This window comes from Lacticaseibacillus salsurae (assembly GCF_045862175.1).
In the GTDB taxonomy this organism is placed as follows: Bacteria; Bacillota; Bacilli; order Lactobacillales; family Lactobacillaceae; genus Lacticaseibacillus; species Lacticaseibacillus salsurae.
Window position 1 is genome coordinate 1 of sequence record NZ_BAAFZI010000028.1, and the last position, 16,132, is coordinate 16,132.

General features: G+C 48.3%; 20 protein-coding genes. 4 read left to right on the plus strand and 16 right to left on the minus strand.

Annotated features, from left to right (window positions below; translation table 11 throughout):
* Positions 1-138: 138 nt before the first annotated feature.
* Entirely contained in the window at positions 139-531 is a 393-nt protein-coding gene (locus ACKTSG_RS08900; RefSeq protein WP_407893965.1) for a LysR family transcriptional regulator, read from the minus strand.
* A gap of 103 nt (positions 532-634) precedes the next feature.
* On the opposite strand from ACKTSG_RS08900, the gene ACKTSG_RS08905 reads away from it, so the two are divergent.
* The 4 genes from ACKTSG_RS08905 to ACKTSG_RS08920 all read left to right on the plus strand — a co-directional run bounded on the left by ACKTSG_RS08905 (position 635) and on the right by ACKTSG_RS08920 (position 2,377).
* Entirely contained in the window at positions 635-1,123 is a 489-nt protein-coding gene (locus ACKTSG_RS08905) for a GNAT family N-acetyltransferase (RefSeq protein WP_407893967.1), read from the plus strand.
* A 65-nt stretch (positions 1,124-1,188) separates the two neighbouring features.
* Positions 1,189-1,461, plus strand: a complete 273-nt coding sequence (locus ACKTSG_RS08910) for a TetR/AcrR family transcriptional regulator (protein ID WP_407893969.1) — start codon at positions 1,189-1,191, stop codon at positions 1,459-1,461.
* The gene (locus tag ACKTSG_RS08915; RefSeq protein ID WP_407893971.1) at positions 1,421-1,834 is read left to right on the plus strand and encodes a hypothetical protein; all 414 of its coding nucleotides are present in this window, start codon (positions 1,421-1,423) and stop codon (positions 1,832-1,834) included. The genes ACKTSG_RS08910 and ACKTSG_RS08915 overlap by 41 nt, the downstream gene beginning before the upstream one ends.
* 9 nt (positions 1,835-1,843) lie before the next feature.
* Positions 1,844-2,377 carry a DNA-3-methyladenine glycosylase I gene (locus tag ACKTSG_RS08920; RefSeq protein ID WP_407893973.1) on the plus strand — a complete coding sequence of 178 codons (534 nt, stop codon included), beginning with the start codon at positions 1,844-1,846 and terminating at the stop codon, positions 2,375-2,377.
* A 312-nt stretch (positions 2,378-2,689) separates the two neighbouring features.
* Here ACKTSG_RS08920 and ACKTSG_RS08925 read toward each other — a convergent pair whose 3' ends face one another.
* From ACKTSG_RS08925 to xrtG, 15 genes are all read right to left on the minus strand, one after another.
* Entirely contained in the window at positions 2,690-3,379 is a 690-nt protein-coding gene (locus ACKTSG_RS08925; protein WP_407894027.1) for a methionine ABC transporter permease, read from the minus strand.
* Positions 3,376-4,428 (minus strand): methionine ABC transporter ATP-binding protein, encoded by a 1,053-nt coding sequence (locus ACKTSG_RS08930; RefSeq protein ID WP_407893975.1) that lies wholly within the window; start codon positions 4,426-4,428, stop codon positions 3,376-3,378. The genes ACKTSG_RS08925 and ACKTSG_RS08930 overlap by 4 nt, the downstream gene beginning before the upstream one ends.
* Before the next feature lie 136 nt (positions 4,429-4,564).
* Entirely contained in the window at positions 4,565-5,386 is an 822-nt protein-coding gene (locus ACKTSG_RS08935) for a MetQ/NlpA family ABC transporter substrate-binding protein (RefSeq protein ID WP_407893977.1), read from the minus strand.
* A gap of 33 nt (positions 5,387-5,419) precedes the next feature.
* Entirely contained in the window at positions 5,420-6,238 is an 819-nt protein-coding gene (locus tag ACKTSG_RS08940; RefSeq protein ID WP_407893979.1) for a MetQ/NlpA family ABC transporter substrate-binding protein, read from the minus strand.
* 423 nt (positions 6,239-6,661) lie between these two features.
* The gene (locus ACKTSG_RS08945; protein WP_407894029.1) at positions 6,662-7,798 is read right to left on the minus strand and encodes an FtsW/RodA/SpoVE family cell cycle protein; all 1,137 of its coding nucleotides are present in this window, start codon (positions 7,796-7,798) and stop codon (positions 6,662-6,664) included.
* A 159-nt stretch (positions 7,799-7,957) separates the two neighbouring features.
* Positions 7,958-8,179, minus strand: coding sequence for a DUF2969 family protein (locus ACKTSG_RS08950; RefSeq protein ID WP_407893981.1), 222 nt, complete (start codon positions 8,177-8,179; stop codon positions 7,958-7,960).
* A complete protein-coding gene (yidD, locus tag ACKTSG_RS08955; protein ID WP_407893982.1) occupies positions 8,172-8,471 on the minus strand; it encodes a membrane protein insertion efficiency factor YidD in 300 nt (99 codons plus the stop codon). The genes ACKTSG_RS08950 and yidD overlap by 8 nt, the downstream gene beginning before the upstream one ends.
* Positions 8,471-8,641, minus strand: coding sequence for a DNA-directed RNA polymerase subunit beta (locus ACKTSG_RS08960; RefSeq protein ID WP_407893984.1), 171 nt, complete (start codon positions 8,639-8,641; stop codon positions 8,471-8,473). The genes yidD and ACKTSG_RS08960 overlap by 1 nt, the downstream gene beginning before the upstream one ends.
* Positions 8,642-9,032: 391 nt before the next feature.
* A complete protein-coding gene (locus ACKTSG_RS08965; RefSeq protein ID WP_054717113.1) occupies positions 9,033-10,022 on the minus strand; it encodes a rod shape-determining protein in 990 nt (329 codons plus the stop codon).
* A 106-nt stretch (positions 10,023-10,128) separates the two neighbouring features.
* Entirely contained in the window at positions 10,129-10,365 is a 237-nt protein-coding gene (locus ACKTSG_RS08970; protein WP_407893986.1) for a DUF1146 family protein, read from the minus strand.
* Between the two features lie 150 nt (positions 10,366-10,515).
* Entirely contained in the window at positions 10,516-12,090 is a 1,575-nt protein-coding gene (locus ACKTSG_RS08975; RefSeq protein WP_407893988.1) for a TIGR03766 family XrtG-associated glycosyltransferase, read from the minus strand.
* 113 nt (positions 12,091-12,203) lie between these two features.
* Positions 12,204-13,775, minus strand: a complete 1,572-nt coding sequence (locus ACKTSG_RS08980; RefSeq protein ID WP_407893990.1) for a TIGR03766 family XrtG-associated glycosyltransferase — start codon at positions 13,773-13,775, stop codon at positions 12,204-12,206.
* Positions 13,776-13,792: 17 nt separating this feature from the next.
* The gene (locus ACKTSG_RS08985; protein ID WP_407893992.1) at positions 13,793-14,173 is read right to left on the minus strand and encodes a 6-carboxytetrahydropterin synthase; all 381 of its coding nucleotides are present in this window, start codon (positions 14,171-14,173) and stop codon (positions 13,793-13,795) included.
* Positions 14,166-15,521 carry a TIGR03111 family XrtG-associated glycosyltransferase gene (locus ACKTSG_RS08990; protein WP_407893993.1) on the minus strand — a complete coding sequence of 452 codons (1,356 nt, stop codon included), beginning with the start codon at positions 15,519-15,521 and terminating at the stop codon, positions 14,166-14,168. Before ACKTSG_RS08990 ends, ACKTSG_RS08985 begins: the two co-directional genes overlap by 8 nt.
* A complete protein-coding gene (gene xrtG, locus ACKTSG_RS08995) occupies positions 15,522-16,130 on the minus strand; it encodes an exosortase family protein XrtG (protein WP_407893995.1) in 609 nt (202 codons plus the stop codon).
* Between the last annotated feature and the right edge of the window lie 2 nt (positions 16,131-16,132).

A 16,132-nucleotide genomic window follows, 5' to 3' on the forward strand; every position in this document is an offset into this window, starting at 1 on the left:
AAGCTAAAGGCTTTGTTCAAAACAGAAAAACACCTAGACCACGATGGCGCATGGCATGGTGTCATCTCCACTCAAGGTGTAGCAAGCACTGGTTTGGCCAAATTGGCCAAGTCACTTAATCAGGTTGAATAAAACCTATCATTTGGAACTCAATTTACTGGAACCGAGAAAAACTTGACACATACCCGCTTGTTTGAACGCTTGTAACACCGATTGCAGTTGGTAGGTCAATAACGTTTCCGGTACCGCCACTACCAAGCGCCCCACTGGCCCTGGCGCATTTTGCACCAAATGATGCAACGCGGCTTCATCGGCTAATAGTTGCGAGATCAAGGGCATGGCTTGCTTGCCGGCGTCAGTCAACACCATTTGGCGGCCAACTTTTGCAAACAAGTGCACACCCAGTTCCGCTTCCACTTGGTGCACCTGAAATGTGACTGTCGATGGGGCATAATTCAACATCGCGGCAGCTTTTTGGAAGCTGCCCGCCGTGCAAATGGCTTGGATCGTGGTGAAATATTTCAGTTCCATAATCAATTCAACCTTTTTGAAGTGTCAGTGCAAATGTTTCGACTAGACTGAAGCATTCGTTGCCTTTAGACTAACAGATATTGCAGTTCAATGGGAGGACCGAATGGAAATTTCACCTTATACCCCAAATGTGCACACCACCGCCGAATTGATCGACTTGATCTTATTTTGTCAAAACACCGAAGCCCATCTCAACATTACCATGGCCGAACAACCTGACGTGTTGGCGATCCCAGCGTATTACCAAACAAGCGGTGGCCAATTTTGGGTGGCAAAAGCTGCGGGGCATGTCGCTGGATGCATCGCCTTGTTGCCTGTGGATAACACCACCGCCGTATTGAAAAAGTTCTTCACTTATCCCCAGTTTCGCGGCAAAAACGGCCATTTAGGCTGGCAACTTTACCAAACGCTGGTGCAAGAAGCGCAACGCCTTGGCTTCAAGCGACTGATTTTAGACACACCAGAAGCTGAACACCGCTCGCATCGCTTTTATGAGCGGCAAGGCTTTGTGCAAGTGCCTTTTGCCCAGCTTGGTGTGAATTACGCGTTTCCTGACCGCCACAGCCGTTTTTATCAACTGTCGCTAGCGTGATCGGCTGGTTTCAACTGGCCGGTGCGTGGTATGCTGAAAGCAACGAAACTGCAAGGAGCGCCGATATGTCTGTCAATAAGATCAGCACCATTTTTGCCACCACCTTAAAACATTCCGATTTGTCCGCCAAACAACAAGCAGTGCTGACGGCATGTTTGGAATTACTTTCTGAGCAAGGATTTGAAAATACCTCAACTGCAGATATCGCCAAGCGCGCCGGTGTGGCAGAAGGCACAGTGTACAAGCACTTCAAAACCAAACCAGCGATCCTCAACGCGATCTTGCAACCGCTGACGGATGCGGTGGTGCCCGGCTGCCGAATTCATCCAGCAGCTTGAACCAAAGCGTTTTGAGCACTTGGCAGACTTGTTGCGCTTTGCGGCAGCGGATCGCTTGCAATTTGCCTTGGACAATCGCGCGATCATTCGCATCGTGGCCCAACAGGCCTTCGTGCGCAAAGACTTGCTACCAAAAGTAACGCTCGCCATGAAAAAACAATTTGACCAAGGCTTTTTCCCAGCGTTGCATCGCTTCCAAGCCCGTGGCGACATGGTGACTTGGGACGACACGCGGATCTTGCGGTGTTTTGCTAGTGCTGTGTTCGGCTACGCGCTCCCGCTGGTGATGCTGCCTCAAGCGCCTGCTGATTTTGACATCGCCGGCGCCGCTGATGAAATCGTCGAAACGCTGATGAAAGTGTTCAAGCCCTAGGAGGCGCATATGGCAGACGAAAAACTTTGGCCTCAAACCGACCCGTTGCTGCAGCAATATTATGACGCAGAATGGGGCCGGCCGGTTCACGACGACCAAAAGTTGTTTGAATTATTGACGCTTGAAGGCATGCAAGCAGGATTATCGTGGCTAACTGTGTTGCGCAAACGCGCCGCCTTTGTTTCGGCGTTTCACCAGTTTGACATTGCCTCAGTCGCCAAAATGTCTGATGCAGACATCGACACCTTGATGCAAAACCCCGCGTTGATCCGCAGTCGTAACAAACTCCATAGCGTCATCACCAACGCCCAAGCGATCCAAGCTGTCCAAAACGAATTTGGCAGCTTTGAGGCGTATTTATGGAAATTTGTCGCTGGCAAGCCGATCATCAACCATCCGCGATCAAACGCCGACATTCCTGCGCAAACCCCATTGTCGCAAACTATCGCCAAAGACTTGAAAAAGCGCGGCTTCAAATTTGTTGGGCCAGTGATTACGTATAGTTTCTTACAAGCCGCCGGATTGGTGAATGACCGGTTTTAAGTCATGCAAAGTCGTCGATTCTTGGCGACTTTTTTGGTGCTTTTGAAAGTAATTAGCCGGCTAACTATCTCACAACAGCGTATTTCCTGCGGTAACAAAAAAACACCTGAAGAAGAGGTCCCTCAAGTGCTTGGGTGACGCCAGTTGGTCCGCTAGAAAGTAATTAGCCGGCTAACTATCTCGTCATCGTCGTGCTTTACTTGGCAACAAAAAAGCACTCGAGGAAGAGGTCCCTCAAGTGCTTTGGTGGCGCTGAATCGCGAGTTGGAAAGTAATTAGCCGGCTAACTATCTCATTAGCGTCGAACGTTTGTTAGTGTTGCAGTTTGCGGGTGATGATATCGCCAACGAATTGGAAGACGAAAACCATGATCAAGATCAAGATCGTGGCGACCCAAACGACATCGTTTTGGAAGCGTTGGTAACCCATCGCGATGGCCATGTTCCCTAAACCACCACCACCAACGGCACCAGCCATGGCAGTCAAGCCGACCACTGAGATCACCGTCAACACGGTGACGCGGACTAATTCGCCTAAGCCTTCACGCAAGTACACCCGAAAGACGATGCCCATCGGACTGATCCCCATGGCCTCGGCGGCTTCGATCACCCCAGGGTCGACGGTGACTAACGCATTTTGCACTTGGCGCGCGAAAAATGGTGCGGTACCGCCAATCAATGGCACCAACGCAGCAGTCGCGCCGATCCCAGTGCCGACAATGGCATGGGTCACTGGATACATGACCGCCAGCAAAATAATGAAGGGGATCGCCCGAAAAATGTTGACGATCTTATCCAAAATGAAATACGCCACGTGGTTTTGCAACAAGCCGTGGTCATCCCATAATACTAACAGCACCCCTAAGATCAAGCCGATGATCGCCGAGACGATCATGGTGACGATGGTCATGTACAAAGTTTGCCAAATGGCTTGCACAAACCCGCCATCGCCATTCCAAATCGGCACAACGTTTGGTAAGTAATGTTCGATGAAGTTCATTATTCTGCCTCCGCGGTAATGTGTTGCACTTGGACATCGTTGTCAGCCAAGTACTTGAAGGTCCGATCAATGTCACCTTGCGTCCCTGACAACACCACGATCAAGTTGCCAAAAGGCGTGCCTTGCAAGATCTGAATGTCCCCAAACAAAATGTTGGCGGTGACGTTGAATTCTTTGTACAACGTGGCCACTAACGGCTGATCGGTTGACGCGCCTAAATAAGTTAAGCGCACCAGTTGATCGGCGCCTTGCAAGTTGGCGACAGCTGGTTGTTTGCGGACTGATTCAATGGCCGCGTCCAGTTGCAACGTGGTGTCGATGAAGTCTTTGGTCAATTGTTCTTGCGGCTTGGCAAAGATCTCCAACAAGCTGCCACGTTCAATGATCCGCCCTTCATCCATTACGGCCACTTTGTTACAGATCTGCTTAACGGCTTCCATTTCATGGGTGATCAACACAATGGTCAAGCCTAACGTTTCATTGAGTTGTTTCAACAAGTCCAAAATGGAACTGGTGGTTTTAGGATCCAATGCCGATGTGGCTTCATCAGAGATCAGAATTTCTGGATCTGATGCCAACGCGCGGGCAATGCCGACACGCTGCTTTTGCCCGCCGGATAATTCGGTGGGATAAGCGGTAGCGCGATCTTGCAAACCAACTAAATTCAGCAATTCGGTGACTTTTTGGTTGATCTCAGCTTTGGATTTGATGCCTTTCAATGGGAAAGCCACATTTTCGGCGATGGTCAGCGAGTTCATCAAGTTGAAGTGCTGAAAGATCATGCCGATGCGCTTGCGTTCACCGCGCAATTGCTTGGCAGATAACTTCAACATATCTTCGCCTAACACATGCACACTGCCACTCGTTGGCCGTTGCAACAAGTTGATGGTGCGCACCAACGTGGATTTGCCGGCGCCAGAATAGCCTACCACCCCATAAATATCGCCGCGTTCAACGGTGAGATCCACGTGATCGACCGCGTGGACACTACGGTTTTTTTCCCGAAATTGCACATCCACGTCGCTTAACGTGATGACTGCTTCTTTTGCCATGCATTCTTCCTCGTTTCTTTTCGTCGCATTTTAACAAACGAAAGCGGCACAAAGTTGCGTGCCGCTAAGCGTTATCTAGTTTACCACACTCGCAAGCTGTTGCGACAGGTGTAAAATGTTGTCCCTAGCACTCAAGTTACTTCCAAGCAGGAACTGTGGTGCCTTTGTAAACTTTCTTCATTAACTTAGCCGTTTCTTTGGTTTGATAAGCTTTAACGATTTTTTGATACGTTTTGTTCTTCTTATCTTTGGCGGATTTGGCAGAAATGAAGTTGATGTAAGGGCTGGACTTGTCGGTGATTTTTTCAACGGCAATGGAGTCTTTAGTTTTGAGCTTGGCAGCGGCGGCAATATCGTTGTTGACGACCGCGGCAGCAACGTCATTCATGGAACGTGCGGTTTGCGCAGAATCCAAAGGCTTGATCTTCAAGTCCAACTTGTTTTCAGTGATATCAGCCGTGGATGGCGTCTTAACGCCGGCTTTGAGCTTGATGACTTTTTCTTGCGCCAGTAAGTTCAAGGCACGCGCTTCGTTTGACGCATCGTTTGGTACGGAAACCGTGTCGCCTTTTTTCAGATCATTTAATGACTTGATCTTAGTGGAATAAGCGCGGATCGGGCCGAGGTAGGTATCGCCAATAGAAACGATGTGGGTGCCATGCTTTTTGTTCCAATCATTCAAGAAGGTGTAGTTTTGGAAGGCATTCAAGTCCACGTCGCCATCTTGCAAGGCTTTGTTTGGCGTGTTGTAGTCGGTGAATTGAACCAACTTGATGTTGACGCCTTGTTTCTTCAAACGCTTTTGAATATTAGACCAGATCTCCACATCATTGCTCATGATGCCGACTTTAACAGTTTTGTTTGCAGTAGTTGAGCTGCTGGAGTTGCCACAAGCAGCCAAGGCTAAAACAGGTAAGGCCACAGCGACAGTGGCGATGATTTTCTTCCATAATTTCATAAGCGATAACCTTCTTTTTTGATTGAATTTAGATTACTTCCATGCAGGAACCGTGGAACCTTTGTAGAACTTCTTCATCAGCTTTTCAGTTTGGCTGGTTTGGTAAGCTTTAACGATCTTCTTGTAAGTGGCGTTTTGCTTGTCTTTCTTGGAAGCGGCAGCAATGATGTTGATAAATGGCGCGGAATTCTTGCCGATTTTTTCAACAGAAATCGCTTTGCTTGGCGTCAACTTCGCCGCTGCGGCGATATCGTTGTTGACGATGGCGGCATCGACATCATTCATCGAACGAGCGGTTTGGGCGGCGTCTAATTCCGTGATCTTCAAGTTCAGCTTGTTTTGCGTGATATCGCGCGTGGTGGGGTTGGTCACCCCAGACTTAAGCTTGATGATGCCTTTTTGTTCCAAGAGTTGTAACGCGCGACCTTCGTTGGCAGCGTCGTTAGGCACTGATACCGTGTCACCTTTTTTCAGTTGCGACAAGGATTTGATCTTGTTGGAGTATGCGCGCATTGGGCCAAGGTACGTGTTGCCGACTGCGGTGATGGTGTCTTTATGTTTTTTGTTCCAAGCTTGCATGAATTGGACGGTTTGGAAAGAGTTCAGTTGGATATCCCCGTCATCTAAGGCTTTGTTTGGGGTGTTATAGTCGGTAAATTCCACCAACTTGATGTTAACGTCTTGTTTTTTGAGGCGTTTTTGAATGTCTTGCCAAATTTCTTTGTCGTTGGTCATGATCCCGACTTTGACAGTTTTGTTGGCGCTGGAACTACTTGAGTTGCCACAAGCGGCTAAGGCAAAAACTGGTAAGGCAATGGCGATACTGGCGACGATTTTTTTCCACAATTTCATGAAGTTGATTCCCCCTATAAAGTAAACAGCTGATTTTTCACAACAAACAAAAAACCGCTCCTAACAAAAGTTAGAAGCGGTTGATCCCGCGGTACCATTCTAATTCGACAGCCATGCTGCCCTCACTAACGCGTCAAACAACGCGCGTGCGAGATAATGGTCGCCACCCATTGCAGCCTGAGGTCTCCCTTCGGTGCACCGATCCGTGAGCCATTCTCAAGCATGCTCGCTACCCCGCTCTCAGCAACCCGGGTTTTCTGTACAGCCTCACATGCTATCTCTCTCACATCGTTCGTTTGTTGCTTTGAATTGACTATGATACTACACAGTAAATGAGTAGATGTCAACCACTTCATGAGAAAAAAATGAGTTTTGATCGTTCCCCACGAAAAAACGCCTGGCCCAAGCCAGACGTTAACGATGTTATTCGAACCCTTCGCCATCGCCAGAAAACATGTAGCTTTGGTGATGGAACCGCATCGACAGCACCATTCCCACACATAACATATCCGCCAGCAAAAATGATCCCCCTTGTGAAATAAATGGCAACGGGATCCCAGTTAATGGCAACAGCCCGATGTTCATGCCGATATTTTCAAACACGTGAAACAAAATCATCATGATCACGCCGGTACAAATATACGCATAAAATTCGTTTTTCGTGTCAAAGGTCACGCGGATCATTTGATAGATCAACAGCATGTACAACAAGATCACCACCGCACAGCCGATAAAGCCGAATGCTTCACCGATCGTGGAAAAAATCATATCAGATTCGCGCACTGGTACCGTGACTTTCAAGTTGTTGAAGCCTTTACCAGTCAATTGACCAGAACCGATAGCTTTCATCGACTGCCACAACTGATACGAATCCCCTGATGTGGCGCCACTGGGGTTCATCCAAGAATCGATCCGAGAGAACTGATACGCTTGAAAACCCAAGCGTTCCAAGATGTGGCGACCCCAAGTTTGAGTGACCATCACGATGGCCCCGCCACCGATCACCGCTGCGCCACCAGCGATCGGGGCAATGATTTTCCAAGTGGTACCAGAAACCAGCACCACCCCAGCAAAAATCGCCAAGAACACCAGCATGGTCCCAAAGTCATGTTGCAACAGCATCAAGATCAACACCGGCAATGTCCACAAAAACATGGTGCCGATCAAATGCCAGTCATTGGCCGTGGTATGCGAATATTGGGTGTTGTGTTGCGTCACCACGCGCCCAAGCATCAAAATATAAGCTGGCTTCATCACTTCAGAAGGCTGAAAGGTGATCGGCCCGAGACTGAACCAACTTTTGGCCCCAGTCGATGCCGCCACGCTGCGCGAATACAAAAACAGTACCGCGATCAGCAAGAAGATCCCTAAGCCATAAAGAATCGGGGCGATGCGCCATAATTGCTCTGAATCAAATTGCATCACAAAAAAGATCCCGACGCCGCCGATCACATACCACACCGCTTGCATGATCATCGCATGTGTTGGCGACGAGCTGGCTGACGCATCATGGACGACAGCCATATAGATCGCCGCCATCCCGATCAACGCCAGTAACATCACAGATAAAATGATCCCATAATCGATGCGGTTTTCGTTTCGATTTTCCGTCACTTCTTGTGCCACAAGTTCAACTCCTTAATCAGGTTGCTTCATTACTCTTATTACAACAAAAACCACGCCAAAAAGCTATCCTGGCGTGGCAATCGTAAACTTGTCTTAACTGTGATGGAGGTGATATTCGCTGATCAAGAAATTGACCGCATCGTCCATAGACTTAAAGTGGTTGGCCCGACTTTCACCGGCCAAATAAGCGTTGAAGCGGGCGTCGACAGTTTCGACATAGCCGATTTCATTTTTGTTGACGGTCAAGACGGATACAGTATGCCCATTACGGGTGACGTCTGCTTGGACGACTTGAATCTTTTGTTCCTTAGCCATTATTTCCTCCGTGGTAATATTTCCAATTCATGGTTTCATCAATATTTTTATCTGGGTCTGGGTTGCGGCGCAAGGTGAAATAATCCGGCACCGGATCGACGCCACCTTTGGCAAACGGATTGCACCGCAAGATCCGGGCGATCCCCATCAAGCTACCTTTCAGCGCCCCGTGCTTGACCAAAGCCTGATAGGTGTAAGTCGAACACGTCGGATAATAGCGGCAACTAGGTGGCAATAAAGGTGAGATCGCCGCTTTATAAAAACTCACCAACGCCATTAAAATGTATTTCATTATTTCAAGAAGTCCGTGATGTGCAACCAAGTGCTTGGCAAAAATACCGCCCAAGGGTCACCGCCACCAAGGCCAAAGCCAACCATGGCGCCAATGATCAAGGCGATAATGGCAAATAAAACGCCCCAAGCAATTTTCTTCAGAATTCGATTGGCATAATGTGGACTCATTGGCGATCCTCCTTTAGGCGTGATTTTCTTCGTCGTGATTCTGGCACCAACGGACTCGGCCTAACTTGGACTCACTTGGACCGCTTTGCGGCCCGGCGATCGTCCGGCGTTACGCCAGTCGCTAAGTGCGCGGGAAAAATCACTGGTTTATTCGTCGTGATTCTGGCACCAACGGACTCGTCTCTAGCTAAGACTTGCTGGTGTCGCTTTGCGACCCTGCGCGCGCCTTACGCTAGAGCCAGTCCTAAGTGCGGTGCCAAAATCACTGGTTGTCGTCGTGATTTTGCTTGCAACGCGACTCGGCCTAACTTGGACTCACTTGAACCGCTTTGCGGCCCGGCAATCGTCCGGCGTTACGCCAGTCGCTAAGTGCGCAAGCAAAATCACTGGTTTAATATTGTTTATGATGGGCGATGTTGTCCAACAAGACACCTGTCCCTAAGGCAACCGCATCTAAAGGATCATCGGCTAACAAAACGGGTACTTTGAGTTCTTGGGCAAATAACTTGGAAATGCCTTTAAGCAAAGCGCCGCCGCCAGTCAGCATCACGCCGCGGTCGATGATATCGGCAGACAATTCTGGTGGGGTTTGTTCCAACACGTCTTTAGCCGCAGCCACGATCTGCATCATGGTATCATGCAGGGCTTCAGAAACTTCAGCAGAAGTGACGATCACTTCGCGTGGCAAACCCGTGGCAATATCGCGGCCACGTACTTCGATGGTTTCTTCTGGGTCAGCTTCATACACGGCACCGATTTGGATCTTGATTTGTTCGGCGGTGTGTTCACCGATCAACAGCTTGTGTTTGTTTTTCACATAAGCGGCAATAGCGGCGTCCATTTTGTCCCCAGCTAAACGCAAGGAACGGCTGGTGACGATCTCGCCCATTGATAACACGGCGACGTCAGACGTGCCACCGCCCATATCGATGACCATGTTGCCTTGTGGTTGGAAAATGTCCAGTCCAGCACCAACGGCTGCAACTTTTGGTTCAAATTCCAAGTACACGCGATGGCCACCGGACTTTTCAGCGGCTTGAATGATCGCTTTTTGTTCGATCGAGGTGACATTGGTCGGCGCGCAGATCAAAATGTTTGGCTTGGACATGAAGCCTTTGACATTCAACTTGTTGATGAAATATTCCAACATCGCTTCAGTAATATCAAAATCGGCGATCACCCCATCTTTTAAGGGGCGAATGGATTTGATGTTACCCGGGGTGCGACCGACCATTTTATAAGCTTCGGTCCCAACTGCTAAAACCTTGCCAGATTTGGTGTCGATCGCCACGACAGATGGTTCGTTCAACACGATCCCTTTGCCTTTTACATTGATGAGAACGTTAGCCGTCCCCAAATCGATGCCGATGTCTTTTGCCATTTTTACTCTCCTTGATCCACTTTTAAGCCCACGCAGGCCATTATCTTCAACCTATCGATTTTACCATAGCCCAAGGCTTGCCTCAACTAAGATTTCGCGCCTTGACCTACTTCAACAAGTAAGGCAAGTTAGCCGACGCTGATAACACTGACAAGAAAAATTGTGACACGTTATAACCGATGGCAATGGCGATGAACAACAACAATAAACGACTGGCGCCGACATGATTAGGCCGCAAAAACTTGTCAAAGCGTAATGCCGACAACAGCCTAAAGCTGATGGCGATAAACAACACATGCGAAATAATGGTCAAAAATCCGGATAATCCCATTGATTGATACATTAGCGTCCTCCGTTTTCTGAAACTAGTATAGCAAAACAGCCGCGACTTTGCGCGACTGCGGTAAGAATCTTAACGAAATGACTCACTGTTTGAAAACCATTCAATGCTTTGGTTGGCAGTGATCGGCAACTTCAAGCGTCGATTAGCAATTCACGCATGTTCATGGTGAGCCAATAGCTGATCGCTGCCCCAAGCAAACCAACTGCGCACGCGACGGATCGCAGGACCTGCGCACAAACTGCTTTGGATCAACAAGATCGGCAGAAACTGGATCATGTACCGGGAACGCCCACCTTCAAACATGAGCAAAAAGACAAATCCGCCGACTAACGCGACGCGAAACATTTGCGTGTCTTTTCGCCTTGGCCCGACTGCCATGATCGCAATGAAGCCTAACAAAGTGACCCACCAAACCTGCGCTGCAAAGCGATAATCTTCCACATTTCGACCATACAAGAAAATGAAATTTTTCAACAGTTCGGAGAAATTGCGCTCCTTGGGCTTTTGGTTTTCCATCCAAAAGTGACCTTCTTTGAGCCAATCAAAGGTCCCATTGGCAGTATTGTTGCCTTGTTTGTACATCAAAAACTTGAAGTACCCCCAAGCGCCACGCTGTTTGAGCTTTTTGGTCAACATTTTGATGGAATAATCGGTTTTTTGCTGTTTGGTCGGCAACCACGACATCGCGGTAGCTTGTTGCCACATGTAACCCCCTTGGGCATACACTCCCATTGCCATGAAATGAATGGCGGGAATGTTGCGGCTGGCATCCACTTGGATCCAAGTTTGGGCGGCAACTTTACTTTTGACGGTTTTGTACGTTCCCGCCGCCCCGCCGATAAACAAGCCGCTGATCACCAAGATCGACACGATGCCGCGCTTGGTGACTTGATGTTTGGTGACCAACCACCACAAACATTCCACGATGATCATGGCGATCAAGGGAATAAATGAACTGGGCTTATTGAAGTAGATCACCACTGTATCAATGCCTAAAAGCAGCCCACATAAGCCTTTGAGCCAAAGATGCGAGGTTTTTTGAATGACGATGTAGCCTAGAAATAACAGCGACACTTCTGGCAACACCCAAGTATCTGAATACGGGATCAAGATCCAGGGAAACAACCCTAACCAAGCAGCTTGTAAATAGATCGAAGCCCCTAAGGCCTTTTTATTGAACAGATAAACCACCAACATGTTCAACAATGCGGACAAATCAGTCAAGATCATCGTCACATAATCAAAGAACTCCCAACTGCTCCAGCCGGTTTTCACCGATAGCCAATGCATCACTAACATGATCGGCAAATTGTTTTGATTTAAGCTGAAATACCCGCGCGTGTCTGGCTCTGCCGCCATTTTGGCGCTGGTGGCCGCCCAGTGCAACATGCCCGCATCAAAGCCAGTCACCGGATGCACAAAGGCGATAAAAATGATCTGCCCGATCACCACCACCCCAAACAAAATACTTGCAGTGCGCACTTGATGGGCCACAAAAACCAAATGAAACCCCGCTGAAACTTTGGGAAAGGCATAACAAGCAATGGCAATGGCGATCACTGCCATCAACCAACCACTGGTCAACATGGTCGTGCTTTGCCCATAGGTCCAGTTATCGCCGATCGCCAAATCGCTGTGCACCCAAACACAATACAAGGTCAAGCCAAATAACGCGGCCCAAATGCCAGTGATCACATGGTTGCTGAAATTAAACAGTTTACGCAAAGGCTACCTCCAGCGCTTTAAGTCGGTTAACGGCGATTAGGGATATCGATTCGAACAAATCAGAAGCTGGCCACATTTAGACGCATGTCAATTCAACCAGCCAAACGCTAAACTTAAGCTTTGGCTTTTTTGGTCAAAGGGATCGCGCCCCAAGTGAACAACTTTTGCAGGCGTGAAAGTGCCAGTTCAAAGCCTAAACTGGCTTGAATCAACAACACTGGCAAAAATTGGATCAAATAACGTGAGCGTCCGCCTTCAAACAGCAATAAGAAGATGAACCCCCCGACCATGGCCATGCGAAACATTACTTCTTGGTTGGTTTGCACCCCAATAGACGCAATGGCGATCAGCGAAAGCAAGGTGACCCACCACACTTGAGCCAAAAATCGAAAGTCTTGCACATGGCGTCCGTATAAAAACACAAAGTTTTCTAACAGCTCGGTGAAATTCGTTTCTTTCGGCTTTTGATCGACTTGAAAGAAGCCACCTTCTTTCAGCCAGCCGAAACTCCCGTCAGCAGAATTGTTGCCTTGCTTATACATCAAAAACCGGATGTAGCCGATCGGACCGAGTTGCTTCAAACGTTTGGTCAACATTTTGATCGAATAGTCGGTTTTTTCTTGTTTGGTCGGCAATACCGCCATCATCAACGCTTGTTTGGCACTATAGCCGCCTTCGCCATAAACCCCCATTGCCGCAAAATGGATCGCCGGAATATTACGTTTGGGGTCGACTTTGATCCAGGTTTGTTGCTTGACGGTGTGTTCAACGGCTAAATAGGTGCTCCCGGCACCAGCCACAAAGCAAGTGCACGCGACCGCCACCATCACCACCCCGCGTTTGGTAAAATGCCGCGAGGCGATCAACCACCATAAAACCGTCGTCAAGATCATCGCGATCAAGGGAATAAACGCGCTGGGTTTGACCAAGTAGATCAAAACCGTGTCGACGCCGAGCAAGCCATACGTGATGGCCTGCTGCCACCAAACTAGATTTTGATGCAATACGGCATAACCGACAAAAAGGAGTGACACCAATGGCAACACCCAACCATCCGTATAGGGCATGATGATCCAAGGAAATACTGCTAACCACCCATCATGAAGATAGATGGCAGCGCCTAAAGCTGATTTGCGCAATAATGCCACTGCCAAGATATTCAGCAATGCCGATAGATCAACCAGCCCTAACGTGACAAAATCAAAAAATTCCCACGACGTTGCGCCACTTAGTTGCGTCAGCCAATGCATGAATAAGGTGATCGGTAAATTATTTTGATTCAAGCTATAATAGCCCATCACATTCACATCATGGGTGTGTTTGGCACTGGTGGCCGCCAGATGTAGCATCCCCGCATCAAAGCCCGCTGCTGGGTGCACATGCGCGACAAAAATGATCTGAAAGATCACGATCAGGCCAAACAACACTGAAGCCGTTAACACGCGATGCTTGATAAAAATACGCCACATCACATGGGCAAACGGCGCAAAAGCCCATAGTGAAATCGCCAATACCACAATGGCAATAATAAAACCAGTTGACACCATGGTTGTGCTTTGGCCATATTTCCAATTATCGCCAATGGCCAAATTACTGATGGTCCAAGCACAATACAGCGTCAAGCCAAACAAAGCCGCCCAAATGCCATTGATCACATGCTTGCTGAAATTAAAAAGTTTACGCAATGGCTACCTCCCAGAAACTAATCAGGTGATGGGGTGTCACGGATATCGATACAATAAGCCCGCGTCGGCGAATCCGACACTTCGATGCGCACCAAGCGCGCCCCTTCTGTACGCAACACCGTATCGATCTCATCAAATAAGTAACTGGCGACATTCTCAACGCTAGGGTTGATGGTTTCAAACTCTGGCAAGTCATTTAAAAATTTGCCAGACAAGTTATCCAATACCCCATGCAAGGCTTTTTCCAAGTTGTTGAACGCCACCATGTCTTGGGTGGTGCGCAATTCCGACACGATCTCCCAAGTATGGTTGTGGGCTTGGCCGATACCGCCTTCCCAGCGCATGGCGTGACTGGCATTCAAATAAGATTTTAACTTGTACGAATAGACTCTACTCATGATGTTCCTCTTTTTTCTCGCGCAACGCTTTAAGGTCTTGTTGCAACACGTGTTTGACCGCGCCAGTTTCTTGATCAAATGGCCGCAATTGCCAACTGGCTTTGGTGGTCATACCATTGATCACCCCGATCAAGCGAATGACACTACAGATCAAATTATACGCCGGCAAGGTGAACGCCACCCAGCCCAAACGTTGATAAAATTGCAGTTCTTGGGCATGCGGCTTTAAAATGACCCGCACTGACAAGAAGTTGATCCAAGACACGAACACATACAACAAATAGATCGCCACATAACTCAACAACATCACGCCTAGCGGATAGCCGAATTTTACCAACACGATGCTGGCAATCGTCCAGATCAACCGCGGAAATAAAAAGGTGTGATCAATGATCATCCGCCGCACCAAAAAGTTCTTCAAGAACAGATTCAACCCGGCAGTCATTTTCATATAATGTTGCGCCACTTCAAGTTCGCCACGCTGCCAGCGTTGACGCTGGGTGTATAACTCGCCTAACCCAGCGATCGGCTCGATGTAAAAAATCGCATCAGTACAGATCACGACTTTTTTGCCTAAGCGCGTGCGGATCTGAAAGGTCATGTCGGTATCTTCGCCGATAGTATCCGTGTTGTACAAATACGTTTCCATCAAGACTTCGCGCCGAAACGCTGAAAATGCCCCAGACATCGTGAACAATTGATCTTTGTTGGATTCAATGGTCCGCCCAGATAAAAAAGCTTGGGCATATTCATAGTATTCATTTTTGGCGATCAAGCGATGCCAGCGCGATTTGATCCCGACGACTAAGTCCTTGCGCGGCAAGATCGCCCCAGTCATCGCGGCGATACTTTGATCATTTTCAAAGCGCAAGATCATGTTTTGAATGGCGTCAGGCGCTAAGGTCCCGTCGGAGTCGATATTGATCACATAGGTGCCGATGCTTTCGTAGATCGCCGTGTTTAGCGCTGAGGCTTTGCCTTTGTCGGTGTTGACATAGCGCAAAAACAGATCGGGAAAGGTATTTTGCGCTTTGGCAAAAGCGCCAAATGAGTCATCGGTACTGTGATTGTTCGCTAAAATGATCTGCATCGCCGCTTTAGGGTAAGTTTGTTGCGCCAAGCTGGCAATACAGGCAAATAAGGTATCTTCTGAGTTGAACACCGGCACAATGATCGACACCATCGGCCATTTTTGAGGGGCGATCAGTTTAGGGGCATGGGCGTGTTGCCACAACAATTGGATCGCCGACCAAATCGCGGGAATGATTTCCACCACGATCGGGATCAGCGTCCAAGTGATCCAAAATCCCATTTGAAAAATGGTTAAGTTCAGCCAATATCCAAACAATTACGACTCCTTTTTTTCCAAACGCCGGTCGACTAAATCGCGGTAGATCCCACGCGCCAACTGCGAATACGTGAACACGTTGTAATACAGCGCGATCACCAATACATAAAACACCAAACGGCCAATGATCGCATGGGCGATGTAATACGTGCTACCACCACCAAAATGGACGATCGCGATCACAGTCAACAAACGAATGATATTGGCCAAATAAATGTACACCATCCCAAAAATGCCGTAAAACACTTTTTCTTTGCGGGCATAAGTCGGAAAGAAACTGATCAACGCGATCAACGCCATGGATTCGATGATCCCAGAACATTCAAAGTCGATACTCATTTGCACGACATTGGTCGGATTTTTGATATACACCATGCCAGTGCGCATCGTGATCTGTACCCACCCTAAGATATCGCCGGCGATCAAGTTGACCCCATGGATCACGGCATGGGTAAATAACCACACCCAATAAGGATCCGCCAAACTCATTAATACGAGAAAAAACCCGGCACTGCCTACGATAAAGTAAAACGCAGACAACCGAGCTCTTTTCAAAACTGATAGCACATAGAGCCAAAGTGCCGTGCCGATCAGAAGATAAATACTCATAA